This is a genomic window from uncultured Pontibacter sp., from assembly GCF_947502515.1.
Classification (GTDB): Bacteria; Bacteroidota; Bacteroidia; order Cytophagales; family Hymenobacteraceae; genus Pontibacter.
The window spans coordinates 144,618-170,766 of sequence record NZ_CANNAI010000009.1; the positions used below are offsets into that span (position 1 = coordinate 144,618).

A 26,149-nucleotide genomic window follows, 5' to 3' on the forward strand; every position below is an offset into this window, starting at 1 on the left:
CAGGGCTGTTTTGTTTTTAGGTATAGCTAAGGTATAGCAGACCGCCCTTACCAGTTGCCCGGCCGGCGTGATGGCACCATAAAACCGATGGAGAGTTGCCACACAAGGTTGCGCTGGCTCAGGTCTGCTTTAGGGAATGGGCGCAGACTAGCTGTGTGGCGTACGTTCAGGAAAAAACCACTCTCGAGCATCAAACCACCGCCTATAGCATAGCCGGCATCAAAGCTGTTAAAGTCATCGCGGCTGAAATCTTCCCGCCCAAAAACTACAGGAGGATCAACGGAAGGGTCGGTGCTGACAATGTTGACCTTGTTGCCGACATTGAGCAGGTAGCCCATGTATGGACCGGCTTCTACAAACAGAGCTGCTTTCTGCAACTTGATCATAAGTGGAAGCTCTATATAATCGAGCCGGAGGTCGCCGGTTAGGGCCGTCTCAGCAGCTGTGTTTAAGGTATAGTTGTCGTAGGTAAAGCCCTTGCGACTGAAGTGTAGTTCGGGCTGTACTGATAAGCGGGAGGCAAACTCGTAAGCGAACACAAAAGCGCCGTGTATACCAGCCAGATGGTTGATTTGGTCAGAGGGGGCATCGGAGCCAACTGCTTTAGAGAAGCCACCCCCAGCCTTTACGCCATAGCGGTAGTATTGAGCTTGCACCGAAAGTGAAGTGACTAGCAACAAGGCCGTCAGGAGTATGATCTTTTTCATAGTTTCGGGTATAGTAAAAAAATTAGGTATAGAGCTGTAGTTAATAGTACTCCTGAGGGCGGCATTTAGTTAAGCAGTAGGTATAGTAGGTATAGCCGAAACAAAAAAAGCCGCCGGGTGCTTAGCACCCGGCGGCTTTCTCATTGGGAAAGATAATTAGCGATTAGTTGGCAGTGCAAACCCTACTGTTACCATAAAGGTAGAGTGGCGGGCATTAGTCAGGTCACCCTCAAAGTTCACGTCTTCCTTCACGAAATCACTGAAAGCGCCGTTGTAGCGTACCCCAAAGCTGATGGCATTGTTAGCTGAGGTGAAGCCTATGCCGGCTGCGTAGCCTACTTCAAACTCAGAAAGCCCTTCTTTGCTTTTCTCGTCCCGATTGGTCGACTGTAGCGTACCGTTTATATACGTTCTGGTTTCATTATTCACGCTCAACAGATATGAGGCCTGCGGACCTGCTTCGAAATAAAGAGGACCTGCTTTAATTCTGGCAAGCACTGGAAGATCGATATAGTTATAGTTTACTTTACCTTCACGTCTTCTTGTCTGACCAAGCAATGTAAACTCCGAATCCTCATTCTTAAAACCCTTAACAGAATAAAGTAACTCTGGCTGTATCGAGAAGAAATTGTCTACGATGCCGAAGTTGGCCATGATACCGGCATGAAAGCCGACTTTGTTGTTGAAACGATCCTCGTCACGCAGGTCGCCTGACAGGTTAGAGATATTTGCACCGCCTCGTATACCGAAGCTTGCACTTTGTGCTTGGGCACCAACTGCAGTTACTACTGCAAACACGAACATTAATAATAGCTTTTTCATAATTGGGTATTGGTTATTTTGGTATAATCTGAGCAATATACGTGCAGAACTATATTTTTATTGAGTAAATGCGGGCAGTATTTTTAGCGCTAATGTGGCATCTGATTGACTATCAGTTTGATAATTTTTTAATAATTGCACTTTATTTTACTCTTTTTCCATTCGCCTGATCTCTGGAGTGGAAATAAGCTATACCTTATTACAAACAGTGGCTTGCTTTGTTGCACGTACTTAGTGAGTGGCGCCTGTAGGATGGTCGAAAGAAGGAGGGGAGTAGGTATGGTAGCTATACCTGAAAAAGCCCCGGCACGAACCGGGGCTTCAGTAATATAGTTTTATTTTGTACTAATAGCGCTTTTATCTGCCGCCAAACAGGTAGCCGAGCGTCAGCATGAATACGTCATTACGATAGTTGCCTATGTTTGTGTTGTCATAAAGCTTAGAAATATCGCCATTGTAACGGACGCCAATGCTTAAGCCTAGTGGAGTTGCCTGCAAACCAACACCGGCAGCATATCCAAAACTAGTACGTTTGTAGTCATCTAAGTCTTCAGTAATGGTTGTGTTATTTACATCTACTTCACCGCCTATCCTGAATGACACCTGCGGACCTGCCTCAAAATAAAGCGGACCAGCGTTTACGCGGCCAAGCACTGGCACATCCAGGTAATTGATTTTCCACTTCACATCATCTGCACTGGTTTCGGCACCCTTCATAGAGTAAAGCACCTCTGGCTGTATCGAGAAAAAGTTGTCAACCGATAATGGGAAGTTAGCAGTCAGACCAGCGTGTCCACCCCAGATGCGATCCAGGTTGTCGGCATCAGATCCGCCAAAGCCAGCATAATTTACACCCGCCCTGATACCTAGTCGTGGGCCCTGTGCATGTGCCGCAACCACTGTGGTCATGGCTAAAACGAGCATTAAAATTCTTTTCTTCATAGTAGTAAATGGTTAGTAGGTTAAGTGTATTACCGTCAGGTCTTGTCTTCTTCGGTTTATGTTCCTGACGTCCCATATTACGCAGCCTCCCAAGAAAAGTCTAAAAAAGTTTTAGATTTCGCGTGGCATACAGTGCAATTAAAAAAGTAAATTAAAACGGCATTAAAAAGAAAAGTTCAACACCTTTTTAGGATGTTGAACTTTGTAAGTATTTAATATATAGATAGTTGAGTTTTGAGGTGCGTTAGCCTGCCCAACCGTCTCTGTCTAAGCTGCGGTACTGAATAGCTTCTGCTAAATGTTCAATTTTAATTTCTTCACTATCAGCCAGATCGGCTATGGTCCGGCTCACCTTCAGGATGCGGTCATAGGCACGGGCCGAAAGTCCAAGACGCTCCATGGCGGTCTTTAGTAGCGTGCGTCCGGCGTCAGATATCTGACAGATCTCTTTCACCATTTGTGAAGGCATCATGGCGTTGGAGTGCATGTAGTCAAATTCATTGAAGCGCTCCCGCTGAATCTCTCTTGCCCGAACTACCCGCTGTCGTATGGTCTCGCTGTCTTCCGACTTCCGGGTTGCGGTCATTTCATCAAAAGTTACGGGCGTTACTTCTACATGTAGGTCTATTCGATCGAGCAGTGGGCCGCTTACCTTGTTGAGATAGCGCTGCACCAGGCCAGGAGCACAGACGCACTCTTTTTCGGGGTGGTTGTAAAATCCGCAGGGGCAAGGGTTCATGCTGGCAATGAGCATAAAGTTGGCCGGAAAGTCCAGGGTGGTTTTGGCTCTGGATATAGTTACGCGGCGCTCTTCTAATGGCTGACGCATTACCTCCAGGGCAGTGCGCTTGAACTCTGGCAGCTCGTCGAGGAAAAGTACCCCGTTGTGAGCCAGGGAGATCTCGCCGGGCTGCGGTATACCGCCGCCGCCCACCAGGGCCACATCAGATATGGTATGGTGCGGTGCCCGGTATGGTCGGGTAGAAAGCAGGGAAGAAACTTCGCCCAACTTGCCTGCCACTGAATGTATTTTGGTTGTTTCGAGTGCCTCGTGCATCGACAGCGGCGGGAGGATAGAAGGTAGCCGCTTGGCCAGCATGGTTTTGCCCGCTCCCGGAGGCCCGATCATGATTACATTGTGACCACCGGCGGCTGCGATCTCCAGCGCCCGCTTGATGTTCTCCTGCCCCTGCACATCCGAAAAATCGGCCGCGTACTGGTTAGCCGAATTCTGAAACACATCGCGGGTGTCTACTTTTACAGGCTGGATGTCGAGCTCACCATTTAGAAAGTCGATGGCCTCTTTGATGTTCTCAACCCCGATCACATCCAGGTTATTCACAATCGCCGCTTCGCGGGCATTGTGGAAAGGCAGTATGATGCCTTTGAATCCTTCTTTGCGGGCTTGGATGGCAATAGGTAGCACGCCTTTGATCGGCCGGAGCGAACCGTCGAGTGACAATTCCCCCATGATCATGTATTGTGAGAGCTTATCAGCGGCTAGCTGTCCACCGGCAGCCAGCATACCCATCGCGATGGTGAGATCATAGGCAGCACCTTCTTTGCGGATGTCGGCAGGTGCCATATTGATGATGGTTTTCTGGCGTTTGAGCTTATAGCCGTACTGAGCCAATGCTGATTCGATACGCTGTTCGCCTTCTTTAATGGCATTGTCGGGTAGGCCCACCAGGAAGTACTTTGCGCCGGCGCTCACACTCACTTCCACGGTTACGGTATAGGCGTTCACGCCTTGTACGGCGCTGCCAAACGTCTTGATAAGCATAGGGGTTAGATGTTGATCTATAAATGCGATTTTGATAATTCAGATTCGCAACATTGGCCACTGCCAATTGATTCCGAGTCGATAGGGTAAAAATACAAAATGTAGTTTGACCGTTGGCGCAAACAGCAATCAACTGGCTATTAGGTTGTATGAAACGCAGGTATAGCGCACTTACCTTGGAGCATGCTTTATAAAAGAGGGGACAAAACAAAGGGCAGGTAGTTTCAGGTATAGCTATACCTGAAACTACCTGCCCTACGATGTCTTATACTATTTAAGCACAGATTCTCTTCTCTATGAGAAGAATGAGAATATGAATGACTTTGATATGAATCTCTTGCACACGGTCGGCGTAGCCTTGGTGTGGTACGCGCACTTCCACGTCGCATAGGGCGGCCAGTTTGCCGCCGTCCTTGCCGGTGAGCCCAACTACCGTCATGCCTTTGGCTTTGGCGGCTGCGGCGGCTTTTAGCACATTGGGAGAGTTGCCACTGGTACTGATGGCCAGCAACACATCGCCATTGTTGCCTAAAGCTTCGATGTAGCGGGAAAAAACATGATCGTACCCATAGTCATTGCCCACGCAACTCATGTGGCTCACGTCGGAGATAGAGATGGCAGGAATAGCCTGGCGGTTGTTGCGGTAGCGTCCTGTCAGTTCCTCTGCAAAGTGCATGGCATCGCACATGGAGCCACCATTGCCGCACGAAAGGATCTTACCACCTGCTGCTACAGCATCAGCCATGGCATTAGCCGCTTTTTCGATGGCGGCAATATTATTAGGGTCTGCAATAAAGTTGTTGAGCGTCTGTTGCGCTTCCTGCAGCTCCTGAAGTACGATCTGGGTCATGTATTATATTAGTTGCTCGCTACAGCCATCTCCATCCGGACAGATTCTTTGTAGCTGTTGCTTCTGTATGCTTGTTTACGCTCATACAGATCGGCTTTCAACTCGTTGATTTTTACCTGAGCCATGTGCCTGTCGTATTTGAGCGACGTAATGTAAAGTTTTCCAATTAACAACTTTACCAGCATTAATCCGGCGCCTACTGCTCCGAGTGCTTTGTAAAGGGTGAGCGCCTGTTCTTCAGTCGCAATCTCAAATATGGCTTTATGGTCTAGCAAGTCTGTTAGCAAAAGTGCTATAAACATAGCGTAGCAAAAAACGACCACATCAGAGAGTGTCTTAAGTTCTTTCATGCTTCAAGGTTGGATTTTGGTGCAAAACTGTATCGGGCTAAGCTATAAAAAAATATGAATATACCGAAACGTTAACACTAAAATTTAATTTAAAGCAATGGTTGGTAACACAAAAGCACTAAGTGCTGCTATGACACCAGTTGCATTTGTGTAAGTTTTGCGTACAATCCGCCGTGCTGCAGCAGGTCCTCATGACTGCCGCGCTCTACGATGCGGCCCTGTTGTAATACTACAATCTCATCGGCGTGCTGTATAGTGCTCAGTCTATGCGCAATTACAATCGAGGTTCTGTTCTTCATCAGATTGGTCAGTGCTTCCTGCACCAGTTTCTCCGATTCAGTATCCAGCGCCGAGGTAGCCTCGTCCAGAATCAGGATCGGTGGGTTTTGCAGAATCGCTCTTGCAATGCTCAGGCGCTGGCGCTGTCCGCCAGACAAGCGGCTACCGCGATCGCCGATCATGGTCTGATAACCTTCCGGCGTCTTCACAATGAACTCGTGCGCGTTGGCAATCTTAGCAGCTGCGATCACTTCCTCTTCTGTAGCGTCAGTTTTGCTAAAGGCGATGTTGTTGAAAATGCTGTCGTTGAAAAGTATAGACTCCTGCGTCACCACACCCATCGTATCGCGAACCGACTCCATGGTATAGTCACGGATGTCGTGCCCGTCAATCATGATACTGCCTGCCGTCGGGTCGTAGAAGCGTGGGATCAGGTCGGCCAGGGTAGACTTGCCACCACCGGAAGGACCAACCAAAGCCACGGTTTTGCCTTTCTCGATCGACAAGTTGATGTCTTGCAGCACAGCGTGGTCTCCGTAGCTGAAACTCACATTCTGGAACTCGATCTCGTGACGGAACTCCGGCAGTACTTTCGCGTTAAGTTTGTTCTTTACCTGCGGCTCTGTGTCGATCACCTGCAGGATGCGGTCGCCGGATACCAGGCCGCGCTGTATGTTGCTGAACGCCGCAGACATGGCCTTAGCTGGCACCAGCACCTGCGAGAACAGGATGATGTAAGTTATAAATTCCGCCGCGCTAAGATCAGATTCCTGGTTCAGCACCATGGTGCCGCCAAAGTATAGGAGCAAGGCAACTACCGTCACACCCATGAACTCCGAGAACGGAGAGGCAAGATCACGCTTGTAGGCAATAGAGCGCTGTAATCGTGCATAGCGACTGTTTTGGTCATGGAACTTGTCGAGGATATAGGGCTCAGCATTAAAGGCTTTGATCACCCGGATGCCGCTCAGCGTTTCGTCGATAATAGTCAGTATAAAGCTCAGTGACTCCTGTCCTTGCTGGGCAGCCCGCTTCAGGCGCTTGGCTATACCTGCGATGAGTATACCTGAGAGCGGAAGAAGGATCAGTGTGAAAAGCGTGAGCTTCACCGACATGGTAAAGAGCACGACAAAGAAAGCGATAATAGAAATTGGCTCACGAATAACCACCGTCATGGTGTTCACCACTGAGTTTTCCACCTCCTGAATATCCACGGTCAGGCGTGTCATCAGATCGCCTTTGCGTTCGTTGCTGAAATAGCCCATGTGCAGCTGTGTCACCCGTTCATAAGTGGCATGGCGGATCTTCTTTACTACATGTGCCCGGAGAGCGCCTACGACCCGAAAAGCCAGGTACTTAAATAAGTTTGCCAGGAAAACCGAAATCACCACAATCACACAGACGAAAAGCAGTGCCCCCTGCCGTCCCTGCTCCAGAATGACCTGCCCGAAGTGGAAGTTAAAGAAGTCTTTGAAATACTCAAGTGAGAGGCTAAAATCAGGCTTGGTCGTTACCATGGTCGCAGCTTCATCGGCGCCCACGGTACCAAAAAGCACGTTGAGCAGCGGAATGAGCAGCGTGAAGTTGAGCAGGCCGAAAATGATGCCCAGTATGGTATAAATAGTATAAAGCGGCACAAAGCGGCTATAAGGCTTTGCGAACTGCAGTATCCGGAGATAAGTCTTCATGTTGATATATGCCATCCTTACCTGTTGCAGGTATAGGAGGCTGCTCCAATTGCTCCCCGTAATGCACACGGGAATCTTGACGGAAGTTTTTAAGTATTAACGAATTACAATATTGTAGGCCGCGCTATACCTGCTGTATGCTTAGCCGCTGCAAAGATAGCTAAATTAGGACAGGTATGTATAGCGAGCTTTTAAAACGAAAACGGGGAGCCTTTATTTCTAAAGGCTCCCCGCTCAGGTGATAGTTATACCTGTCTGTTAAAATTCATGCAGGCGCTGGGCAATGTTCCAACGCAGTGCTACTGACGTGAATACCGTGTTTTTGCTCAGTGTGCTTACATCAGCCTCTGTGCGGCGAATAATGCCTTTCAGATCCACGAACAGGTTGTGCCTGAACTGGTAGGTGGCTGTCAGGTCGAGGTGTAGCTGGTTGGTAGTAATGCCTTGCGCAATCTCGTGCCCGTAGGTATAAGGGCGCAGATTATAGTCCAGGTTCACGTTATTGCCCCAATTGATGGTGTCACCTTCTGCCGTGATCTCGTCCTGACCGAATCGGGTTGCGATGGCCTTGCCCACCAGGTTGAGGCGTGGCAGCGGCTGGTAGCGGGCTATACCTACAAACTCATACAAGTTAGCACCCATCGGGTGGGCCAGCGGCTGGCGGTTGTGCTGATAGTTGGAGCTGCCATCGCGGTGCTGGTAGGTATAAGGGCGTATGATGTTCACCTCGCCCTGCAGGTCAAAATTAGAAAGCCCGAAAGCATCGATGTACTTCGCACCGATTTGACCGGCTTGCTTGTTTGCCCACCAACCGTTGCCGCCAGTTACTTCGTCGAGCACAAATTCGTCGAGCACCAATTGGCCGTAAAGTTGCGCAGTGTTGAACAGGTTCCAGCGGAAATCGAGACCGAGTAAGGCGTTGTCCTGGCTGCCGAGGTTATGCTCCACGCTGCGGTAGAAGATAATCGGGTTCAGGTATTGCAGCTCAAACCGGCCTCGTTCGCGACCAAAAATGACCTGCTCAAATAAGCCTACATTAAGGTTATCGGTGATATTGATGCCCAGGCGGTGCAGGGCCATGTACTTCTTAGGCAGCAGGCGGTCGCCGCCCCCGCGACGGCGGTAGTCGGCAGTGAGTTCCTGAAACAGGTTCATGTAGTGCAGCTTCCATACTCGGGTATTCAGTTTGAGGAAGAATGCCGGGGGAGCGTAGTCAGAGTATACCAGTGAGCGGTAGCCGTCGCCGATGAAGTGGCGGTCGTGGCCCAGCTGTATCTCCACGTGTTTCGAGAGGGAGTAGTTCATGTAGCCGCGTGCCGTCAGGAAGTCGTAGCCGTCGCCTTTGAAATCTTTCCAAAGTCCTTCGTGCGGCACCACCCCATCACGACGGATGCGGTCCTCCACATAATCAGCAAAACGGGCCTGGTTCTCTCCGATAAAGGTATAGAAGCCGAAGCGATTGTCGATGCTTCCTTCGATCTGAATACCTCTTGTGTTGACATAGCGTATGCCATCGCTCTCGCTGTCATTGCCGAGCTCCAGGTGCAGTACCGGGTTTACGCGCAGGGTGAAATCCTCAGAGTCGTAATGATAGAGGTCCGTTTTGTTACGGTAAAACGTGTTGAAGATCGGGCGCTCGCTGATGTTATCGTTTGCCTGTGTGGTGTAGTTCCAGTTGTCGTTGAGCAGGTACTGGATATTGAACATGTCGGCGTTAGAGCGCGGCTCACCAATAGCTGCCTCGGCCAGCTCAGCTACTTCTCTGCGGCCGATCGGGCGTACGTTGGTGTGCATCTGCGGCACCTTTGAGCCCAGCTTGATCTGGTAGCGGTCTATCAGGTGATAGGTGTCGCGGTCGTATGGCACATACACATCCTGCGCCTGCACGGCAGGTATAGCCAGCAGACTAAGTGCCATGGCGGCAAGTATATTTCTCATAAGAGGAAAGTTCTAATCAGGGGAAAGCGATTTGTAAAGTACTTATTTAGAATTCACAATATTAACAAAAACACATGAAATTGCATGATGCAGATTGCCGAAAGCAGGTATAGGTCAGACTTATACAGGTATGGCGCCTGCACGGTTCAACGTTTTTGGCAGCCGGGGATTGTCGTACGCCCGAAAGACCTTATCTTTAGGTCATTAAAAACAGCCATGCCCATGCAAAAAGATAACCTGCACATACTCACAGCAGCCCCGTCGCTTGCCAACCATTTTGTAGCTGAACTGCGCGACGTATCGGTACAACACGACAGCCTACGCTTCCGCCGCAACCTGGAGCGCCTGGGTGAGCTGCTGGCTTACGAGATATCCAAAACGCTGCCTTACGAAACCTGTGACATTGTAACGCCTCTGGCTACTACCCAAACCCAACTGCTGACTGCACAACCAGTACTGGCCACGATCCTCAGAGCCGGCCTGCCGATGTACAACGGTATGCTTAATTACTTTGACAAAGCTTACAGCACGTTTGTGGGCGCTTACAGAGTGGAGGAGCAGAACACCGAACTGCAGATCAACATGGAGTACCTGGCCTCAACGGACCTGCACGACAAGATCCTGATCCTGGCGGACCCGATGTTGGCCACTGGTCGCTCGCTTGTGAAATCTTACAAAGGGATGTTGCGCCACGGTAAACCGGTGCAAGTGCACATTGCCGCCGCTATTGCCTCACCAGAGGGAGTAGCTTATGTGCAACAGGAAGTGCCTGAAGCGCATATCTGGCTTGGCGCCATGGATGAGCGTCTGAACGAGAACTTCTATATCGTACCCGGTCTGGGCGATGCCGGTGACCTGGCTTTCGGGCCGAAGGTATAGCCATACCTGCTGGCTATGATCAGGCCCTATACCCCAGCCGACCAGGAGGCGCTTCTGCAGCTTTTGCGACTCAACACGCCAGCTTACTTTGCTCCTAAAGAGGAAGCCGACCTGGTGCTATACCTGCAGGAGCGCCGCGAAGATTACTTTGTGGTAGAGCAGGAGGGACAGGTGGTAGGTGCCGGCGGCATCAATTATTTCGAAGGCTATACCTGGGCCAGGCTGTCCTGGGATTTAATCCACCCTGCATTTCAGGGCAAAGGCATAGGTCGGAAGTTGACGCTGTTTCGCATCGCAAAGCTAAAGGAGATGCCCGGTATGCAATGGCTGCAGGTGCGGACGAGTCAGTTGGTGTATCCGTTTTACCAGAAGCTGGGCTTTGAACTGGAGAAGGTGGAGCAGAACTTTTGGGCGCCGGGTATCGATCTGTATCAAATGAAAATGATTCTGGGCGCTTAGAGCCTGCACATAACTAAACTCGCACAGCGTTCAGTAGGGATTGGAGGAGCTTCTCAAATACATGTCGGTATACCTGATCAGCATGGTCAAGTTCATTGGTGGACCTTTGGCAGGGATATCGCTGGGGGTGGCTTACCTCGAAACCGTGCTCCTGACCGTGGCCGGGATGATGACGAGCGTGCTGGTTTTTTCATTTGTTGGAAGAGAAGCTGCCCGATGGTACTCCCGATATCGACGAAACTACAATCGCCCAGTTTTCAGCCGCCGGAGCCGCCGGGTGGTGCGCATTTGGCGCAACTTTGGTGTAGTGGGTGTCGCCTTCTTTACTCCGCTTGTTCTCACACCTGTTTTTGGTACTATAGTAGCTGCAGTGTTCGGCGTGCCACGTCGGCAGATCTTCCTGCACATGCTCTGGAGCGGCATCATGTGGGGCTTTGTTCTGACAGGTCTGGTGTACCGTTTTCAGGAAATAGCGCTCGAGTATCTTTAAACAAAAACACCCCGCCACATCGGACAGGGTGCTTATCTTATCTCTTCTTCTTTTTCGTCTTTTGCCAGAACGAGGCTCTGGGGTCGCGCTTGCTCTCGGGGCGCTTTTTAGGTATAGCTTTCTTTTCGTGGAAGGCACCCTTAAAGTCCGGGTTCTCGCTGCGTTTCTGGTGGTCAATATCACGGGCGATGGCCTGCTGCTCCTCAAAAGTAATGTCGTGAATCTTAACTTCAGCTGGCATCGGCTCCTCTGGTATCTGCATCCGGATCAGTTTCTCGATTTTCCGGATATGATACATCTCGGCTGGGTTTGCAAACGTGATGGCGGCGCCTACGTTCTCGGCACGACCGGTACGGCCGATGCGGTGCACGTAGTCTTCGTACACAAACGGCACGTCAAAGTTAATTACATGGCTCACCATCGTCACGTCTATACCTCTGGAGGCTACATCGGTGGCTACCAGGAAGCGAACTTCGCCGCTTTTAAAGGCTTCCATGGAATTGATGCGTGTGTTCTGGCCTTTGTTGCCGTGGATGGCACGCACTTCGCCGTACTCGCGCCGCTCTAAGAATTTGGCCACGTTCTCAGCATTTTTCTTGCTGCGGGTAAAGATGATCACGCGGTTGAAAGTTTCTTTGTCCTGAATCAGGTGCTCGAGCATGGCGATTTTGGTGCGCAGGTTCGGCACCTGGTACAGCACCTGGCTCACCGTTTCCACCGGCGTGGCCTGCGGCGTCACCTCTATGCGGGTCGGGAACTCCAGGAACTCTTCAGACAGCTCCACCACTTTCGGGTGCATCGTGGCCGAGAAGAGCAGGTTTTGGCGCTTGCGCGGCAATACTTCCAGCAACTGACGTATCTGCGGCATAAAGCCCATGTCCATCATCTTGTCGGCCTCATCCAGCACCAGCGTTTTGATCTCCTTTAATATAAGTTCGCCTTTGAGGTATAGCTCCATCAGGCGCTTGGGTGTGGCTACCAGTATGTCAATGCCCTTGTTGATTGTCTCAATCTGAGTTTTTGGGCCCAGTCCGCCATAAATAACGGTGTGTCGCAAGTCGGTATACTTACCCAGCAGCGTGATGTTCTCCTCGATCTGCATAGCCAGTTCGCGGGTAGGTGCCAGGATGACAGCACGCGGGTTGGTGCCCTGCGCATACTTCACTTTCATCAGGATTGGCAGCAGAAAGGCTGCAGTTTTGCCCGTGCCTGTCTGGGCGATGCCCATCACATCGTGCCCGCCCATGATTACAGGTATAGCTTTGAGCTGAATGGGAGTAGGCTTCTCGTAGCCTGCCTCCTCAATGGCGTTGAGCAGCTGACGGTTCAGCTTAAAATCCTCGAATGTGCTTATTTCTTTTTCGGCTTCTTCTGCCATGGTATTTCTAATCGTGTTGATATGCAAAGGTACGGGAAATTTACGGGAGGGTGCGAAAGCGTGTATAGACGAGCAGGTAATTATGCGTATATTGTATTTTTGAATACTAATTCTAATGGAGAAAGGAGTTAAGAAAAATGGGCTGCGAGAACAGTAATCGGGCTTTGCCTTTTGGCAGACTAAGTTGATGGAAGAACGTTTAGCTGCCGTTGAGACTCTGAGAAATCAATATATCCAATTCATGAAAAAAGATGCTCAGCCAAGACTTCAGAGAGTTTGTAGTATTATGAATTATAACAAGGTATAAGGAGAAGCCAATGAGAACGTTCTCAATATTTCTACTCATTATTTGTTTTACCTGTCTCAGCTCTTTTCAGGGAGTTTTTCCTGAGCGGGTTTCTTTGATCAAATTGTTGGCAAATCCTGATGAATACCATGGTAAAAAGATTATGGTGACGGGTTTTCTGCATCTGGAATTAGAGGATAACAGTTTATATTTCTCTAGAGAGCATGCTAATTATCTAAGTACCGAAAATGCTATTTGGGTGAATCTTGGCAAAAACATACGTGTAGAAGATAAAGAAGGCTCACAAACTTCCATTGATGCTTTGAACCGGAAGTATGTCATGATTATTGGGAAATTCAATAAAGATAGAACTGGGCATATGGGTTTGTTTTCTGGTGAGATAGAGGACATAGAGAGGATTTTTGAATTGAAGAAGTTATATCATGATTGACCTTATGCAACCATCCCACCCCCATTAGGGTCTTTCAGGTATAGACCTTAATCCAATGTTCCCCATGAGCAAAAGCATATTATTGTCAGGTATAGCCCTTGCGGCGATGAGTATATTATCAGGTTGTCAAAAAGAGATGGTGGACGAGGGGCCCAATACACCCAATATCCGTCCGCTGACAGTACAGGAACAGAAAACGGTAACCAGCTCCAATGACTTCGCTTTTAGGTCCTTTGCAGAGCTGAGCAAAGCCGAAGAGGATGAAAATATTTTCATCTCACCGCTCAGCATCAGCATGGCACTGACTATGACCTATAATGGGGCGGATGGCGAGACAAAACAAGCCATCGGGCGAACGCTCGGATTCGAGGCCGCCTCTGATGAAGACATTAACAAATCCTTCAAAGACCTGATTGCTCTGTTGCAAGGTATAGACAGGAAAGTGATTTTTACCTCTGCCAACTCACTATGGCATAGCAACCTGGTGCGGCTGCAAGCGCCGTTTATCCAAACGAACAAAGAGTATTTCAACGCCACTGTGCAAGGCCTTGACTTTGCATCGCCCGCCTCCGTTGGGCAGATTAATAACTGGGTGAAAAACAGCACCAATAACAAGATTGATAAAATACTGGATGAGATAAAGCGGGATCAGGTTTTGTTCCTGATTAATGCCATCTATTTTAAAGGCACCTGGACCTATCCTTTCGATAAGGCACTAACTAAGCCGGGGCAATTCCTGCTCGAAAACGGCAGCAGCGTGACCCACGATTTCATGACCATGAAGAAGGGCGAGTACCTGCACTACCGCGACAACACCGTGGATATGATCGACCTGCCTTACGGAAATGAGCAGTATAGTATGACAATCGTGATGCCGAGCGAAGAAAATACTGTGCAGAGCATTATCCCGCAGCTAAACCCAGACAACCTGTCGAAGTGGCTTGGAGAAGGGCGCAATGTAAGCTGGGAACTCCATATGCCGAAATTTAAGATGGAATACGAAGAAGAGTTGAACTCCATGCTGATCGATCTGGGTATGGGCGTCGCCTTTTCAGGCGGGGCGAACTTCAGCCGCATGATAGAAGGGCACAGCAACCTGGCAATCTCACAGGTGAAGCATAAAACCTTTGTGGAAGTAAACGAAGAAGGCACAGAAGCCGCAGCCGTCACTTCTGTAGGTATAGAGTTAACATCCATGCCAGCCAGCTACCGTGTAGACCGTCCCTTCGTGTTCATGATCCGGGAGAAATCCTCCGGTGCCATTCTCTTCATCGGCAAACTGATGCAGCCGGAGTAGTGGCAGGTATAGCTTTTATCTTCCAGGTATAGCAATCAGAGTGCTTTTGTGCGGGAAACTTTGCTAATGTGTGTTAACTTTGTCTAGCACATACCTTAGCAGCATGAAATCTATCCTGATAAAGAACGCACAGCTTGTAAACGAAGGAAGCACCACCACAGCCGATGTGCTGGTAAAAGAAGGCCGCATCGCACAGATCGGCCAAGGTATAGAAGCCGAAGCCGACCAGACGATTGATGCTACAGGGCTTCACTTGATTCCTGGTGCCATCGATGACCAGGTGCACTTCCGTGAGCCGGGTCTCACGCACAAAGCCAATATCGAGACAGAAGCAAGAGCAGCTGTGGCTGGCGGTACTACGTCGTTTATGGAGATGCCGAACACGGTGCCAAATGCCATAACGCAGGAACTGCTGGAAGATAAGTACAAGATTGCAGCCGAGACCTCACTGGCGAACTACTCCTTCTACATAGGTGCCACCAACGATAACCTGGCGGAGGTACTGCTCACCAACCCCAATACTGTTTGCGGCATCAAGATTTTCATGGGCTCTTCCACGGGGAACATGCTCGTGGACAATGAGCAGACGCTGGACCAAATTTTTGCGAAGGCCAAACTGCCGATTGCCGTGCATTGCGAGGACGAGCAGACTATTCGCGACAACATGGCCATCTATGAGGAAAAGTACGGAGAGGATATACCTGTGAAGTGCCATCCGGAGATTCGCAACGAGGCGGCCTGTTTCAAATCATCCTACCTGGCCGTAAAGCTGGCTGAGAAGCACAATACCCGCCTGCACATTCTGCATATTTCCACGGAAGAAGAGCTGAAGCTGTTCCGCAATGACATTCCGTTGGAGCAGAAGCGTATAACCGCTGAGATATGCGTGCACCACCTGTGGTTTGATAAAGAAGACTACGACACGTTCGGCACCCAGATCAAGTGTAACCCGGCTATAAAAGAACACCGTCATAAAGAGGGCCTGCTACAAGGACTGCTGGATGACAAACTCGATGTGATCGCCACTGATCATGCCCCGCATACCTGGGAAGAGAAGCAGGGCAAGTACAAGCAGGCACCGAGTGGTGTGCCGCTGGTACAGCACTCGGTGCAGATGATGCTCGAGTTTGTGAAGCAGGGCAAACTGACGATCGAGAAAGTGGTGGAGAAAATGGCCCATGCGCCGGCTATTCTGTTCAATGTGCGCGAACGCGGCTATATTCGTGAAGGCTACTGGGCCGACCTGGTGCTGGTGGACCTGAACAAGCCTTACACCGTTAGCAAAGAGAATACTTATTACAAGTGCAACTGGTCACCTTTCGAAGGCCATACCTTTAGCAGCACGATCACCCATACCTTGGTTTCCGGTCATCTGGCCTTCGCCAACGGCACCTTCGACGAGAGCAAGAAAGGAGAGCGCCTTTTGTTCGACAGATAATTCCATGATTTAATAAGAAAGGTATGGAGAGCATTATGTCGCTGCAGTATGATTGGGTAAGAGGATCGAGAGAAGTCCTCCTGCAATACTGTGAAACCATTTCAGCAGCGGACTTTTGCCAGGAAAACAGCTCCTTCGGAAGAGGAAGCATCCGTAACCTGCTGGTGCATATCGCCAATACCTATGAATTCTGGCTTGGTGAGCAGGCGCTGCAAAAAGAGATGACATTTACGTCCTACGAAGCCGTTCAGAATATTAAAGATGCCTGGCTACTGTTCCATGAGGTAGATAAACTGGTAGAGGAATTTGTGGCGAGCTTTGGCCGAAGTTACCTTGCAAATCTAGAAGTCAGTATCGACGATACGAGTACCAAGGCCAATCCGCTCAAGCTGTTTACCCATGTCATCACGCACGAGTATCACCACAAAGGCCAAATCCTATCGCTGAGCCGGCACCTGGGCTATGTTCCATTTGATACCGACATTATGCGTTAGATTAAAAAAGGGAATTACCTTTGATAGAAAACCTCAGGTAGGAGAATATAGGGAACAAGTAAATGGAGTTAACAAAGTTCAAGGAGTTGCACGCCCGCTTTTTCGGGAAAGTACTGTCGGAGGAGGAGCTACAGTCGGAGGAGTACGAGGCGTACGAAGAAGCTATCCATGAAGACGAGGCCTGCTATAACTGGGCAATTACCGATAAACTAAAGAGCAAAGGCTTTGCTTATGAAAGTTACTGTTGCCTGATGATGGCTGACAAGGTATACGAAAGCCTGGATGCCGACGGTGAGATCAGGTATGATGATCCGGAAGTAGTGATCAATCAGTGGGATGAAGGACTGTACGGTATACCTGTGCACAACGGCAGCGCCACCATGGTCGTGATCAACTACTGCCCTTGGTGCGGCACGAAACTGAATAAGTAGATGCTATACCTTACGGAGGCTGATTTGTAAGTCTAAAGCAAACAGGGAGATACGAATTTTATTCAAAAAATTGCGTTCTGCGTATTGTAAATAAGAAAACGACACGTATATTTGCATTCTCAAACGAGACACGGTGGTTGTAGCTCAGTTGGTTAGAGCACCAGATTGTGATTCTGGGGGTCGTGGGTTCGAGACCCATCTTCCACCCCAAGCCCTTGAAGCAAACCTTCAGGGGCTTTTTTCATTTATATTGCATTGCTAAATGGCTGAATTGTTAAATTGTTGATAATAAATTCATTAGTGAAACAACAATTTGACCATTTAACAATCAACAATTAAGTTAACAATCAACAATTAGAAAATATGAGCTTAGTAGTAGTAGGTTCGATGGCGTTTGACGCGCTGGAAACACCCTTCGGGAAAACAGATAAGATCGTTGGCGGTGCTGCCACATACATTTCGCTGTCGGCTTCTTACTTTGTAAAGCCCGTGAACGTGGTGTCGGTTGTGGGTGGTGATTTTGATCAGGATCACATCAACTTGATGCACCAGCGCAACATCAGTACCGAAGGCGTACAGGTAAAGGAGAACGAGAAGTCTTTCTTCTGGTCTGGCCGCTACTTCAACGACATGAACAGCCGCGAGACACTGGTAACGGAGCTCAACGTACTGGGCGACTTCGATCCGATTATACCTGAGGCTTATCAGAACTGCGAATACCTGATGTTGGGCAACCTGGCGCCACAGGTACAGCGCACAGTGCTGGAGCGCCTGACTAACCGTCCGAAACTGATTGTGATGGACACCATGAACTTCTGGATGGACATCGCTATGGACGAGCTGCAGCAAACGATTGGTATGGTAGACGTGCTGTCAATCAACGATGAGGAGGCACGCCAGCTGAGCGGCGAGTACTCTTTGGTGAAGGCTGCCCGTAAGATCATGGCGATGGGACCAAAATTCCTGATCATCAAGAAAGGAGAGCACGGCGCCCTGTTGTTCCACGACGACAAAGTATTCTTCGCTCCAGCCCTTCCATTGGAAGAGGTGTTTGATCCAACCGGCGCTGGCGATACCTTCGCTGGTGGCTTCATCGGTTATATCGCCGCTACAGGTGACATCAGCTTCGAGAATATGAAGCGTGCCATCATCCACGGTTCGGCTATGGCTTCGTTCTGCGTAGAGAAATTTGGTACTGAACGTCTGAAGAAATTGGATCAGCAGGAGATTAATAACCGCGTGCAGCAGTTTGTGAGCCTGGTGGCTTTCGATGCGGTATTGTCTTAAATATAAGTAGTTTATATGTTTTTAAAAGGGAGGCTTCGGCTTCCCTTTTTCGTTTTCTGGCAGGTATAGCTAGCAACCTGAATTGCATTGAAATGTAACAAAGTAAAGCTTCCGGTGGTAAACCTATACTATAACGCTAAATGAAGACAACTATGAATGACGATAAAAATAAGCAAAACCAAAAAGGAAACTTGCAGAAACAAGGAGAGCAGAACGCTACTTCTAAAATAGAGAATAAGCGTCAGCAAGAAGGGTACAACGAGCGTGTAGCCATTGACCCAGCGAAAAAATTGCAGCAAGAGGATGACTCTAAAGTGCAGAATCCGAACCGCAACTTAGCAAAGGGCGGTAACAACATGCCTTACGACAAAAAATAAATTAATGCGACCCAACCTAACCTAGTGGATGGTATTAACAACACCCCTTACAATAAGTAAGCACACTAGGAATACAAAATAAGACTATGGAAAAGGAGAGGAAGGCCTGAGGGCTTTCCTTTTTTTATGTTCTTTTTTGAACAGATATAGCGCTAGGCTCAGGTTTGCTGTTTATTTTTAGTCTCAATTCAACTGCATGCAGCAACACAACATCTGTATATTGGGAGCCGGACCGGGCGGGGCTACGGCAGCATTACACCTGGCCAATAAGGGCATACCCTGTGTGCTTCTTGACAAAGCCGCATTCCCCAGAGACAAGGTATGCGGCGATGCCCTGAGCGGCAAAGTGGTGAACGAACTAAAGCGTATCGATGCCAGCTTGCCTGCTTTGTTGGGCGAACAAAAAGAACAGCTGCCTTCGTGGGGTATTCATTTTATCTCGCCAGCCGGACATAAACTGAGCGTACCATTCAAGCATAATTACGATCCTACACAGGATACTCCGTCCGGCTATATCTCCAAGCGGATAGACTTCGACAACTTCCTGATCGAGCAGGTAAGGCTGCGGCCTGAGATAACACTGCTGGAAGGTGTTGACATCACCAATGTGGAGCGTGATGATCATGGCTTTGCGTTAACAGACAAGAGCGGGCATTTTCAACTGAACACCCGTCTGCTGATCGTCGCCAACGGGGCGCACTCGGCCTTTGCGCGACACGAGGCAGGTATAAAGCAGGAGCCGGAGCACTACTGCGCCGGCTTACGAGCCTACTACAAAGATGTAACAGGGCTGGACAAGGATAACTTCATAGAGCTGCACTTCCTCAAAGATTTTCTGCCGGGCTATTTCTGGATCTTTCCGCTGCCGGGTGGCTATGCTAACGTAGGTGTGGGTATGCTGAGCGAGACGGTGAGCCAGAAGAAGGTAAACCTGAAAAAGGAAATGCTCCGCATGATCGAGAGCCATCCGGAGTTCAAGCAGCGCTTTGCTGGTGCCGAACTAATGGGCGATATCAAAGGTTATGGCCTGCCGCTAGGCTCGAAGAAGCGCATGATTTCTGGCGACAACTACATGCTGGTGGGGGATGCCGCTTCCCTGATAGACCCTTTTACCGGTGAGGGTATCAGCAATGCCATGATCAGCGGTCGCTGGGCTGCCACACAAGCCGAGCTGTGTCTGCAACAGCAAAACTTCTCTGCTGACTTCATGCAAGGCTACGACAAGGCAGTGTATAACCGCCTATGGAAGGAGTTGAAGCTAAGCCGCCGTATGCAGCGCCTGCTAGACTATCCGTGGCTTTTCAACCAAGTAGCCAGCAAAGCCTCCAAGAACCAGGCGCTGGCCGAAACCATTTCCTGCATGTTCACTGACCTGGACCTGCGAGAGCGGCTCAAGCAGCCGTCTTTCTACCTCAAGCTACTTTTTAACTAAAATTCCTGTTTTAGCCAGAGCTTAAAGTTTTGCTTCTCAGCATCTGTCGCGTCCGATCGCTTGGCAACGCTATACTTGGTGTAATAGGTTTGCTGGGCTGGCTGCAGAACTACCTGGCGAAGCTGCTTATTCCTGAACAGCATCAGCTCTATACCTTGTCTGAGGTCCATGTCAGTCAGCAAAGGCTGCAGGTTTTGCTCAATTTTCCGTCCGTTTACTGCTATCAGTTCATCCTCTACACCTAATGCCTTGCTAGCAGGTGAGTCAGGTGCAATGGCTGTTATTTTGGTCATTTGGGTATCAGCAACCGTTTTAAAACCGAATAGTCGCTCCGTGATCATGGCGTTTTCTTCTGCCTTGAGCGTGCAGCCCACATACCTTAGCGCCTCCTCTAAAGCCTCCTCAATAGGAGCGGTGCTGTTGATATACCGTTCAAAGTAATGCTTAAACTCTTCCCCTCCGATACGTAGCACGAGCTGTTCATAATCCTGTTCGGTGTAGCCTATACCTTTTTTGCCAAACTCTTCCCAAAGCTGGCGCATTACCACGTCCAGGCTGGCTTGATTGTTCGTGCGCTGCCGTAGTTGCAGGTCGAGTAACAGGGCCGTTAAAGCTCCTTTAATATAGATTGAAACCTTACGATCAGGTATACCCGGTTTGTAGCCGTCCAGCCAGAGGTCAAACGAGGAGTCTGCAACGGACATATTATTTCGGCTGTGGTCAGCGAAGTAGCGCTGGAGGGTCGTGTTGAGTTCGTCGAAGTATTGTGCTGCTGTAAACACACCCGAGCGGGCCAGCATGTAGTCACCGTAGTAGGTCGTTATACCTTCCGCCACATAGCCTGTCCGGAAGTAGTTCTCACCGGTGAAATCATAAGGCAGTATTTCTTTAGGCCTGATCTGCTTGACGTTCCACGTGTGGAAGAGCTCGTGCGAACTAACGCCCAAAAATTCCTTGTACAGAGCAGGCGTCACCAACAGTTCACTTGGGCCAAGCGTGATGACCGTGGAATTCACGTGCTCCACTCCTTGATAAAAGCGGTAGGGGAGGATCTCGTTCAGGTAGTGATAATTTGTTACTGGAAAATCGCCAAACACCTCAAGCTGTTCCTTCGTGAACGCCTCAAAATCCTTTTTGATTCGCTCCCAGTCCGGTCGGCAGTCGCCTTGTATCCAGATGTGGAAAGGTATATCGGCTACGGTATAGGTTTCCTTTTTGAGCGAGGCGCTAGCAATCAGTGGGCTGTCCACCAACTGATCATAGTTTTCAGCCTGCAAGGTATGGCGCTCAGTTTCGGGGAGTCCGCAAGCAATCTGCCAGTCGGCAGGTATAGCGAGCTGCAATTGCTGTGGCTCCTGCTCGCGGCCTTCCACCGCCATCAGGCAGTTGATGCCATTCAGGTATAGCTGCTCCTCGTCGAGCCAGGAACCGCCTCCGTCCATCTGTCGGGCATAGAAGCTGTAGCGTATCTCGATCTGCGCTGCACCACTTGTCTCAACCAGCCACCGGTCCTTGGTGACCTTGCGCACAGGTATAGCCACGCCGGCTGCATGGGCTGTAACACCGCGCAGCTTCTGGGCGAAGTGCTGCAGCTCGTAGCGGCCAGGGCGCCAGGCGGGCAGCTGCAGGTATAGCTCCTGCTGACTGTTATCAGGTATGGTGAGGGTGATATCCAGAAAGTGCGTGAGCGGGTTGGTATAGGAAATATGGTGCCGGATCATAACAGATGATGGTATGGGGTTCGGTTTAAAATTAAAGTAATTTGCGCTTAACCCAGGTATACGGGGCTCGCAGGATGTCCAAATTAAGGTATAGCTACGCGTTATTAATGGTTTAGAATGATCAGCAAGCCCCTTTTTCTGTATTTTTTGAAATAATATAGGAAGTGGGATTGCTATTTTAGAAAAGCTTCCCTAATTTTGCAGGCCATAATAAAACCATTGGCAGACGATGAAAAGAACATTCCAGCCTTCGCAGAGAAAAAGAAGAAACAAGCACGGTTTCAGATCAAGAATGGAAACCGCTAACGGAAGAAGAGTGCTAGCTAGCAGAAGAGCTAAAGGCAGAAAGAAACTGACTGTTTCTGACGAAAGAAGACACAAAGCTTAGTAATCTGGTTGTGCTTTGCTCAGCCCGGAGCCGTCATGCGTATGGATCCAGCTAAAGACAAACCAGCAGAGCAGCCGATTTCTTATACATATTCGAAAGAAGAACGCTTGTGCAGTAAGCGCCTTATCTCGCTGCTGTTTAGCAAGGGTTCTTCTTTTAATTTGTATCCGCTCAGGTTTGTGTACCACACACCTGAACATGCTCTTTCCGACAGCACACAGTTGGTTATATCGGTCTCGAAGCGCCATTTTAAGCGTGCCGTCGACCGCAACCGCCTGAAGCGTCAGATACGTGAGGCTTACCGCCTTAACAAGCACATTCTTACCCAGCATCAAGGGCAGGCCCCCAGCCTCCTTGCCATTATTTACATTGGCAAGGAAAAAAAATCCTTTGATACAATCCAAAAAAAACTAATTTCCGGTTTGGAACGTTGTTTGACTAGATAGTCTTACCCCGCCCCTAAACCCGGAATATTATGTACAAGAAGTCTATAGCCGGCCTCCTCATTGGCTGCCTTGCGCTGACCCTCTTCTCTTTTAAGACAGAGTCGGAGCGCTATTTCGAAATTGCCAAAAACCTCGACGTTTTTGCCACGCTTTTCAAAGAAGTAAATACCTACTATGTAGATGAGGTGCCGCCTTCCAAACTGGTGCGCACAGGTATAGACGCGATGCTCAAATCGCTCGACCCTTATACCAACTACATTCCCGAAGACGATATTGAAGATTTTCGTACCATGACCACCGGTCAGTATGGCGGTATTGGTGCGCTCATCGGTAGCCGCAACAACAAGATTGTGGTGCAAATGCCGTACGAAAACTCCCCGGCTCACAAAGCGGGGCTGGTGATCGGCGACGAGATCGTTAAAATTGACGGCGTAAACGTTTCCAGCAAGACTACTTCTGAAGTGAGTAAACTACTCAAGGGGCAGGCCAACTCCACTGTGAAACTCGAAGTGCGCAGCTACGGTCAGAGTAAATCCCGAACAGTAGAGCTAACCCGCGCCAACATTATGGTTGACAATGTGCCTTACTACGGCATGATTGACAATGAGATCGGCTACTTCCAACTGTCAGGCTTCACCGTCGATGCTTCTAAGGAGGTAAGGACCGCCGTGCAGAAACTGAAAGAGCAGGGAGCTAAGAAGATTATTTTCGATTTGCGTGACAATCCGGGTGGTTTGCTGCACGAAGCCGTGAACATCTCCAACCTGTTTGTTGACAAAGGCCGGGATATCGTTAGCACCAAAGGCAAAGTAAAGGAGTGGAACAAGACTTACAAGGCCTTGGATGAACCACTCGACAAGAGCATGCCTATGGTCATCCTGACCAGTTCACGGAGTGCTTCGGCCTCGGAGATTGTGGCTGGTGTGATGCAAGACTATGATCGTGCCGTGCTGGTAGGGGAGCGCACATTTGGTAAAGGTCTGGTGCAGGCTACCCGTCCGCTTTCCTATAACTCACAACTAAAAGTAACAACTGCCAAATACTACATTCCGAGCGGCCGTAGCATCCAGGCGATCGACTACAAGCATCGCAATGAAGACGGTAGCGCCGGCAAAATTCCGGATTCACTTAAAGTGGCTCACAAAACAGCCGGTGGACGTATTGTCTACGACGGCGGCGGCGTAAGCCCGGATGTGGAAGTTACCCGCAAAACTTACTCTGAAATCGCCAGAACCATTGCAGCCAAAGGTTACTTCTTTGAGTACGCCAATAAGTATAGAGCAGAGAACCCCACTATACCTTCGGCCAAGCAGTTTAAGTTGACTGATGCCGACTACCAGAAGTTCGTCGCTTTCCTGGATAACAAAGACGTGAACTATACGACTAAGATAGAACGCGAGCTGGAAGATCTGACAGAGCAGGCAAAAGATGGTAAGCATTTGGATGACATCAAACTGGAACTGGATGCCATTAAGAAGAAGGTTTCGCATAACAAGTCGAATGACCTGATGCGTTTCCGTGCTGAGATTCAGGAAATGCTGGAGGCTGAAATCGCTTCCCGCTACTATCTGCAGAAAGGCTATATCGAATCTTCATTCGATGACGACCCGGATATATTGATGGCAAAGCGTGTGCTCAGCGATCAGCAGGAGTATGCATCTTTCCTGAAAGTGAAGTAAAAGGATAAGGTATAAATAAAAGGGTGATGCCGGTCCGGTATCACCCTTTTTGTTTCTTGGTCTTTCGGGCGTACTTTTGTCATCACATTCATTATAAGTTCAATTATGCCACTACTGCTCGCGCTCGAAACCTCTTCTACTGTATGTTCTGTTGCCTTATATAAAGGAGAAGACCTGCTTGGGGCATCTGAGCTGCAGATTGAAAAGTCCCACTCCTCCCATATAACGGTCATGATCTCGCAGCTTGTTGAGAACTGTGGCTATACCTTGCACAACCTGAGTGCGGTAGCTGTGTCAGGAGGACCGGGGTCTTATACGGGTTTGCGTATAGGCAGCTCTACTGCCAAAGGACTTTGTTATTCTCTAGATATACCTTTGCTGGAGGTCTCTACTTTATATGGGTTGGCGAAGCAGGCGATCGATAGTGTACCTAATGCGCAGCACTACTTGTTTTGCCCTATGATAGATGCCCGCCGTATGGAAGTCTATACCTGTCTGCTCAGCTCCGACCTGGAAGAGCTGACGCCAGTGACTCCTGTAGTATTAGACGAGCAAAGCTTTCAGGAGCAACTAACAAGTCAACCGATTATTTTCTTCGGCAACGGAGCTGGCAAGTTCAAAAAGATGGTGGAGGGAAATAAGCATGCGTTGTTCGTAGATAGTATACAGCCATCCGCAAAAACGATCGGTCAACTGGCAATGGCGAAGTACGAGCAGCAGGCATTCGAAGACGTGGCCTATTATGAACCCTTCTATCTGAAGGATGTTTATATAACAAGTCCTACTAAGAACACGATTAAATAAGCTATAGCAATGTCAGATATAATAAACAAAGTAGCACAAAGCGCACTCGTGACGCTAAACCTGGAAGAGCTGCTTCATCCGGGAGAGCGGGTGGTGTATGATATTAAAGATAACCTGTTTCAGGGTTTGATTCTTCGGGAGAAGGATTTCAGAGCCTTCGTAAAAGAGCATGATTGGTCCATGTATGCAGGAAAGAACGTAGCCATCATTTGCTCAGTTGACGCCATCGTGCCGACCTGGGCCTATATGCTGCTCGCGACTAAGCTTCAGTCGCATGCTAATTACTATGTGTTCGGCGACCTGGAAGCACTCGAGCAAGCATTAATGCAGGAAGCGATTGCTAAAATAGATCCGGAAGAATATCGGGATGGAAAAGTTGTTATTAAAGGATGCGGCAGTATACCTGTTCCAACATATGCTTATGTAGAGATCATGCGAAAACTCTTGCCAGTTGTAAGTAGCCTGATGTATGGCGAACCATGTAGTACGGTTCCATTATATAAGAAGCCAAAAACAGCGTAAGCTGATTTTAGCATAAGACAGATAGCAGGGCCCTTTCCTGAAGAAAGGGCCCTGCTGCTTTATATATAGTGTAGGAATAAAGGAGCAGTAGTTGAAAGGGTATAGAGAAGCGCAAGTGAAAGCGAAGAAGAAAAGATTAAAAAATAAATCGCGTTTGGAACTTCAGGGAGGGAAAACGATGTTACACTCTAGCGCGCGGGGAACTGAAGCGAGAAGCATAGGGCATATCCATAGATTGTATAAGCAGTCTCCTTATGTAGTTGCCAACTAAACAACCTTTTTTGGAGTCTTAAAGAGCTCTGAAAACAAACAGACTCTTAGCATTGCAGGAAAGAACAGCCTGTATTGTTAAGAGACGGCAAAAACCCGAAAAAAAGTTTGAAACTATTCCCTGTGCGGATCAGGCACTTAAGCGAAACCGCCCGGGGAGAGGGGGCAAAGACGGGGGCGGGCCCTTGCATGTACGGGATTTTTTCTGACCTTTGCACTCCCCACACGGTACAACGGGTCGGGAAAAAGGGACTCCGGCAG

Annotated in this window: 26 protein-coding genes and 1 tRNA gene; 17 read left to right on the forward strand and 10 right to left on the reverse strand. The window is 49.1% G+C overall.

The genetic code is table 11. The features are described from left to right. Nucleotides 1–47: 47 nt before the first annotated feature. The 8 genes from Q1A54_RS19000 to Q1A54_RS19035 form a co-directional block, all read right to left on the reverse strand. A complete protein-coding gene (locus Q1A54_RS19000) occupies nucleotides 48–707 on the reverse strand; it encodes a porin family protein (RefSeq protein WP_299991273.1) in 660 nt (219 codons plus the stop codon). 156 nt (nucleotides 708–863) lie between these two features. Continuing rightward, nucleotides 864–1,529: a porin family protein gene (locus tag Q1A54_RS19005; protein WP_230392298.1), complete on the reverse strand. Its 666-nt coding sequence runs from the start codon at nucleotides 1,527–1,529 to the stop codon at nucleotides 864–866. Nucleotides 1,530–1,886: 357 nt separating this feature from the next. Next, nucleotides 1,887–2,471, reverse strand: coding sequence for a porin family protein (locus tag Q1A54_RS19010; RefSeq protein ID WP_230392297.1), 585 nt, complete (start codon nucleotides 2,469–2,471; stop codon nucleotides 1,887–1,889). Nucleotides 2,472–2,715: 244 nt separating this feature from the next. Then, nucleotides 2,716–4,254 carry a YifB family Mg chelatase-like AAA ATPase gene (locus Q1A54_RS19015; RefSeq protein WP_299991277.1) on the reverse strand — a complete coding sequence of 513 codons (1,539 nt, stop codon included), beginning with the start codon at nucleotides 4,252–4,254 and terminating at the stop codon, nucleotides 2,716–2,718. Nucleotides 4,255–4,528: 274 nt separating this feature from the next. After that, nucleotides 4,529–5,104 (reverse strand): D-sedoheptulose 7-phosphate isomerase, encoded by a 576-nt coding sequence (lpcA, locus tag Q1A54_RS19020; RefSeq protein WP_299991280.1) that lies wholly within the window; start codon nucleotides 5,102–5,104, stop codon nucleotides 4,529–4,531. 8 nt (nucleotides 5,105–5,112) lie between these two features. Then, nucleotides 5,113–5,454: a hypothetical protein gene (locus Q1A54_RS19025; RefSeq protein WP_196120707.1), complete on the reverse strand. Its 342-nt coding sequence runs from the start codon at nucleotides 5,452–5,454 to the stop codon at nucleotides 5,113–5,115. Nucleotides 5,455–5,582: 128 nt separating this feature from the next. After that, on the reverse strand, nucleotides 5,583–7,421 hold the full coding sequence (locus Q1A54_RS19030; RefSeq protein WP_299991283.1) for an ABC transporter ATP-binding protein: 1,839 nt from the start codon (nucleotides 7,419–7,421) through the stop codon (nucleotides 5,583–5,585). Nucleotides 7,422–7,679: 258 nt separating this feature from the next. Continuing rightward, nucleotides 7,680–9,359 carry a hypothetical protein gene (locus Q1A54_RS19035; protein ID WP_299991286.1) on the reverse strand — a complete coding sequence of 560 codons (1,680 nt, stop codon included), beginning with the start codon at nucleotides 9,357–9,359 and terminating at the stop codon, nucleotides 7,680–7,682. Nucleotides 9,360–9,575: 216 nt separating this feature from the next. Between Q1A54_RS19035 and upp the strand changes: the two genes are divergently transcribed. The 3 genes from upp to Q1A54_RS19050 are packed head-to-tail and all read left to right on the forward strand — an operon-like array spanning nucleotide 9,576 to nucleotide 11,187. After that, nucleotides 9,576–10,238, forward strand: coding sequence for a uracil phosphoribosyltransferase (gene upp, locus Q1A54_RS19040; protein WP_299991289.1), 663 nt, complete (start codon nucleotides 9,576–9,578; stop codon nucleotides 10,236–10,238). Between the two features lie 15 nt (nucleotides 10,239–10,253). Next, nucleotides 10,254–10,697 (forward strand): GNAT family N-acetyltransferase, encoded by a 444-nt coding sequence (locus Q1A54_RS19045; RefSeq protein WP_299991292.1) that lies wholly within the window; start codon nucleotides 10,254–10,256, stop codon nucleotides 10,695–10,697. Nucleotides 10,698–10,737: 40 nt separating this feature from the next. Beyond that, the gene (locus Q1A54_RS19050) at nucleotides 10,738–11,187 is read left to right on the forward strand and encodes a small multi-drug export protein (RefSeq protein ID WP_299991295.1); all 450 of its coding nucleotides are present in this window, start codon (nucleotides 10,738–10,740) and stop codon (nucleotides 11,185–11,187) included. A 37-nt stretch (nucleotides 11,188–11,224) separates the two neighbouring features. Here Q1A54_RS19050 and Q1A54_RS19055 read toward each other — a convergent pair whose 3' ends face one another. Further along, entirely contained in the window at nucleotides 11,225–12,565 is a 1,341-nt protein-coding gene (locus Q1A54_RS19055) for a DEAD/DEAH box helicase (protein WP_196120701.1), read from the reverse strand. 317 nt (nucleotides 12,566–12,882) lie between these two features. On the opposite strand from Q1A54_RS19055, the gene Q1A54_RS19060 reads away from it, so the two are divergent. From Q1A54_RS19060 to Q1A54_RS19100, 9 genes are all read left to right on the forward strand, one after another. Continuing rightward, nucleotides 12,883–13,302 (forward strand): hypothetical protein, encoded by a 420-nt coding sequence (locus Q1A54_RS19060; RefSeq protein ID WP_299991298.1) that lies wholly within the window; start codon nucleotides 12,883–12,885, stop codon nucleotides 13,300–13,302. A 64-nt stretch (nucleotides 13,303–13,366) separates the two neighbouring features. Then, nucleotides 13,367–14,599 carry a serpin family protein gene (locus tag Q1A54_RS19065; RefSeq protein WP_299991300.1) on the forward strand — a complete coding sequence of 411 codons (1,233 nt, stop codon included), beginning with the start codon at nucleotides 13,367–13,369 and terminating at the stop codon, nucleotides 14,597–14,599. 103 nt (nucleotides 14,600–14,702) lie between these two features. Then, nucleotides 14,703–16,037, forward strand: a complete 1,335-nt coding sequence (locus Q1A54_RS19070) for a dihydroorotase (protein ID WP_299991303.1) — start codon at nucleotides 14,703–14,705, stop codon at nucleotides 16,035–16,037. Between the two features lie 23 nt (nucleotides 16,038–16,060). Beyond that, nucleotides 16,061–16,531, forward strand: coding sequence for a DinB family protein (locus Q1A54_RS19075; RefSeq protein WP_299991305.1), 471 nt, complete (start codon nucleotides 16,061–16,063; stop codon nucleotides 16,529–16,531). A 62-nt stretch (nucleotides 16,532–16,593) separates the two neighbouring features. After that, complete coding sequence (locus tag Q1A54_RS19080; RefSeq protein WP_299991308.1) at nucleotides 16,594–16,962, forward strand: hypothetical protein; 369 nt, start codon at nucleotides 16,594–16,596, stop codon at nucleotides 16,960–16,962. Between the two features lie 133 nt (nucleotides 16,963–17,095). Continuing rightward, nucleotides 17,096–17,172, forward strand: a tRNA-His gene (locus Q1A54_RS19085). Nucleotides 17,173–17,325: 153 nt separating this feature from the next. After that, entirely contained in the window at nucleotides 17,326–18,249 is a 924-nt protein-coding gene (locus tag Q1A54_RS19090; RefSeq protein ID WP_299991311.1) for a PfkB family carbohydrate kinase, read from the forward strand. A gap of 152 nt (nucleotides 18,250–18,401) precedes the next feature. Next, the gene (locus Q1A54_RS19095) at nucleotides 18,402–18,626 is read left to right on the forward strand and encodes a hypothetical protein (protein ID WP_299991315.1); all 225 of its coding nucleotides are present in this window, start codon (nucleotides 18,402–18,404) and stop codon (nucleotides 18,624–18,626) included. A gap of 196 nt (nucleotides 18,627–18,822) precedes the next feature. Continuing rightward, complete coding sequence (locus Q1A54_RS19100) at nucleotides 18,823–20,058, forward strand: NAD(P)/FAD-dependent oxidoreductase (protein WP_299991356.1); 1,236 nt, start codon at nucleotides 18,823–18,825, stop codon at nucleotides 20,056–20,058. Here Q1A54_RS19100 and Q1A54_RS19105 read toward each other — a convergent pair. Then, on the reverse strand, nucleotides 20,055–21,779 hold the full coding sequence (locus Q1A54_RS19105) for a M61 family peptidase (RefSeq protein ID WP_299991358.1): 1,725 nt from the start codon (nucleotides 21,777–21,779) through the stop codon (nucleotides 20,055–20,057). The genes Q1A54_RS19100 and Q1A54_RS19105 overlap by 4 nt on opposite strands. A gap of 229 nt (nucleotides 21,780–22,008) precedes the next feature. Here Q1A54_RS19105 and rpmH point away from each other — a divergent pair, with 229 nt between their 5' ends. The 5 genes from rpmH (at nucleotide 22,009) to Q1A54_RS19130 (ending at nucleotide 25,618) form a co-directional block, all read left to right on the forward strand. Next, a complete protein-coding gene (rpmH, locus tag Q1A54_RS19110; protein WP_007659000.1) occupies nucleotides 22,009–22,167 on the forward strand; it encodes a 50S ribosomal protein L34 in 159 nt (52 codons plus the stop codon). 41 nt (nucleotides 22,168–22,208) lie between these two features. Continuing rightward, a complete protein-coding gene (gene rnpA / locus Q1A54_RS19115; RefSeq protein WP_299991366.1) occupies nucleotides 22,209–22,613 on the forward strand; it encodes a ribonuclease P protein component in 405 nt (134 codons plus the stop codon). Nucleotides 22,614–22,642: 29 nt separating this feature from the next. Further along, nucleotides 22,643–24,292: a S41 family peptidase gene (locus tag Q1A54_RS19120; RefSeq protein ID WP_299991369.1), complete on the forward strand. Its 1,650-nt coding sequence runs from the start codon at nucleotides 22,643–22,645 to the stop codon at nucleotides 24,290–24,292. Nucleotides 24,293–24,397: 105 nt separating this feature from the next. Then, nucleotides 24,398–25,096, forward strand: a complete 699-nt coding sequence (gene tsaB, locus Q1A54_RS19125) for a tRNA (adenosine(37)-N6)-threonylcarbamoyltransferase complex dimerization subunit type 1 TsaB (protein ID WP_299991371.1) — start codon at nucleotides 24,398–24,400, stop codon at nucleotides 25,094–25,096. 9 nt (nucleotides 25,097–25,105) lie between these two features. After that, a complete protein-coding gene (locus tag Q1A54_RS19130) occupies nucleotides 25,106–25,618 on the forward strand; it encodes a DUF2480 family protein (protein WP_299991374.1) in 513 nt (170 codons plus the stop codon). Nucleotides 25,619–26,149 lie beyond the last annotated feature (531 nt).

Excerpts from the sequence above, each read along its gene's own strand:
- Q1A54_RS19000 (WP_299991273.1), bottom strand. The coding sequence starts at position 707 with ATGAAAAAGATCATACTCCTGACGGCCTTGTTGCTAGTCACTTCACTT.
- Q1A54_RS19005 (WP_230392298.1), bottom strand. The coding sequence starts at position 1,529 with ATGAAAAAGCTATTATTAATGTTCGTGTTTGCAGTAGTAACTGCAGTT.
- Q1A54_RS19010 (WP_230392297.1), bottom strand. The coding sequence starts at position 2,471 with ATGAAGAAAAGAATTTTAATGCTCGTTTTAGCCATGACCACAGTGGTT.
- Q1A54_RS19015 (WP_299991277.1), bottom strand. The coding sequence starts at position 4,254 with ATGCTTATCAAGACGTTTGGCAGCGCCGTACAAGGCGTGAACGCCTAT.
- lpcA (WP_299991280.1), bottom strand. The coding sequence starts at position 5,104 with ATGACCCAGATCGTACTTCAGGAGCTGCAGGAAGCGCAACAGACGCTC.
- Q1A54_RS19025 (WP_196120707.1), bottom strand. The coding sequence starts at position 5,454 with ATGAAAGAACTTAAGACACTCTCTGATGTGGTCGTTTTTTGCTACGCT.
- Q1A54_RS19030 (WP_299991283.1), bottom strand. The coding sequence starts at position 7,421 with ATGAAGACTTATCTCCGGATACTGCAGTTCGCAAAGCCTTATAGCCGC.
- Q1A54_RS19035 (WP_299991286.1), bottom strand. The coding sequence starts at position 9,359 with ATGAGAAATATACTTGCCGCCATGGCACTTAGTCTGCTGGCTATACCT.
- upp (WP_299991289.1), top strand. The coding sequence starts at position 9,576 with ATGCCCATGCAAAAAGATAACCTGCACATACTCACAGCAGCCCCGTCG.
- Q1A54_RS19045 (WP_299991292.1), top strand. The coding sequence starts at position 10,254 with ATGATCAGGCCCTATACCCCAGCCGACCAGGAGGCGCTTCTGCAGCTT.
- Q1A54_RS19055 (WP_196120701.1), bottom strand. The coding sequence starts at position 12,565 with ATGGCAGAAGAAGCCGAAAAAGAAATAAGCACATTCGAGGATTTTAAG.
- Q1A54_RS19060 (WP_299991298.1), top strand. The coding sequence starts at position 12,883 with ATGAGAACGTTCTCAATATTTCTACTCATTATTTGTTTTACCTGTCTC.
- Q1A54_RS19065 (WP_299991300.1), top strand. The coding sequence starts at position 13,367 with ATGAGCAAAAGCATATTATTGTCAGGTATAGCCCTTGCGGCGATGAGT.
- Q1A54_RS19070 (WP_299991303.1), top strand. The coding sequence starts at position 14,703 with ATGAAATCTATCCTGATAAAGAACGCACAGCTTGTAAACGAAGGAAGC.
- Q1A54_RS19075 (WP_299991305.1), top strand. The coding sequence starts at position 16,061 with ATGGAGAGCATTATGTCGCTGCAGTATGATTGGGTAAGAGGATCGAGA.
- Q1A54_RS19080 (WP_299991308.1), top strand. The coding sequence starts at position 16,594 with ATGGAGTTAACAAAGTTCAAGGAGTTGCACGCCCGCTTTTTCGGGAAA.
- Q1A54_RS19090 (WP_299991311.1), top strand. The coding sequence starts at position 17,326 with ATGAGCTTAGTAGTAGTAGGTTCGATGGCGTTTGACGCGCTGGAAACA.
- Q1A54_RS19095 (WP_299991315.1), top strand. The coding sequence starts at position 18,402 with ATGAATGACGATAAAAATAAGCAAAACCAAAAAGGAAACTTGCAGAAA.
- Q1A54_RS19100 (WP_299991356.1), top strand. The coding sequence starts at position 18,823 with ATGCAGCAACACAACATCTGTATATTGGGAGCCGGACCGGGCGGGGCT.
- Q1A54_RS19105 (WP_299991358.1), bottom strand. The coding sequence starts at position 21,779 with ATGATCCGGCACCATATTTCCTATACCAACCCGCTCACGCACTTTCTG.
- rpmH (WP_007659000.1), top strand. The coding sequence starts at position 22,009 with ATGAAAAGAACATTCCAGCCTTCGCAGAGAAAAAGAAGAAACAAGCAC.
- rnpA (WP_299991366.1), top strand. The coding sequence starts at position 22,209 with ATGGATCCAGCTAAAGACAAACCAGCAGAGCAGCCGATTTCTTATACA.
- Q1A54_RS19120 (WP_299991369.1), top strand. The coding sequence starts at position 22,643 with ATGTACAAGAAGTCTATAGCCGGCCTCCTCATTGGCTGCCTTGCGCTG.
- tsaB (WP_299991371.1), top strand. The coding sequence starts at position 24,398 with ATGCCACTACTGCTCGCGCTCGAAACCTCTTCTACTGTATGTTCTGTT.
- Q1A54_RS19130 (WP_299991374.1), top strand. The coding sequence starts at position 25,106 with ATGTCAGATATAATAAACAAAGTAGCACAAAGCGCACTCGTGACGCTA.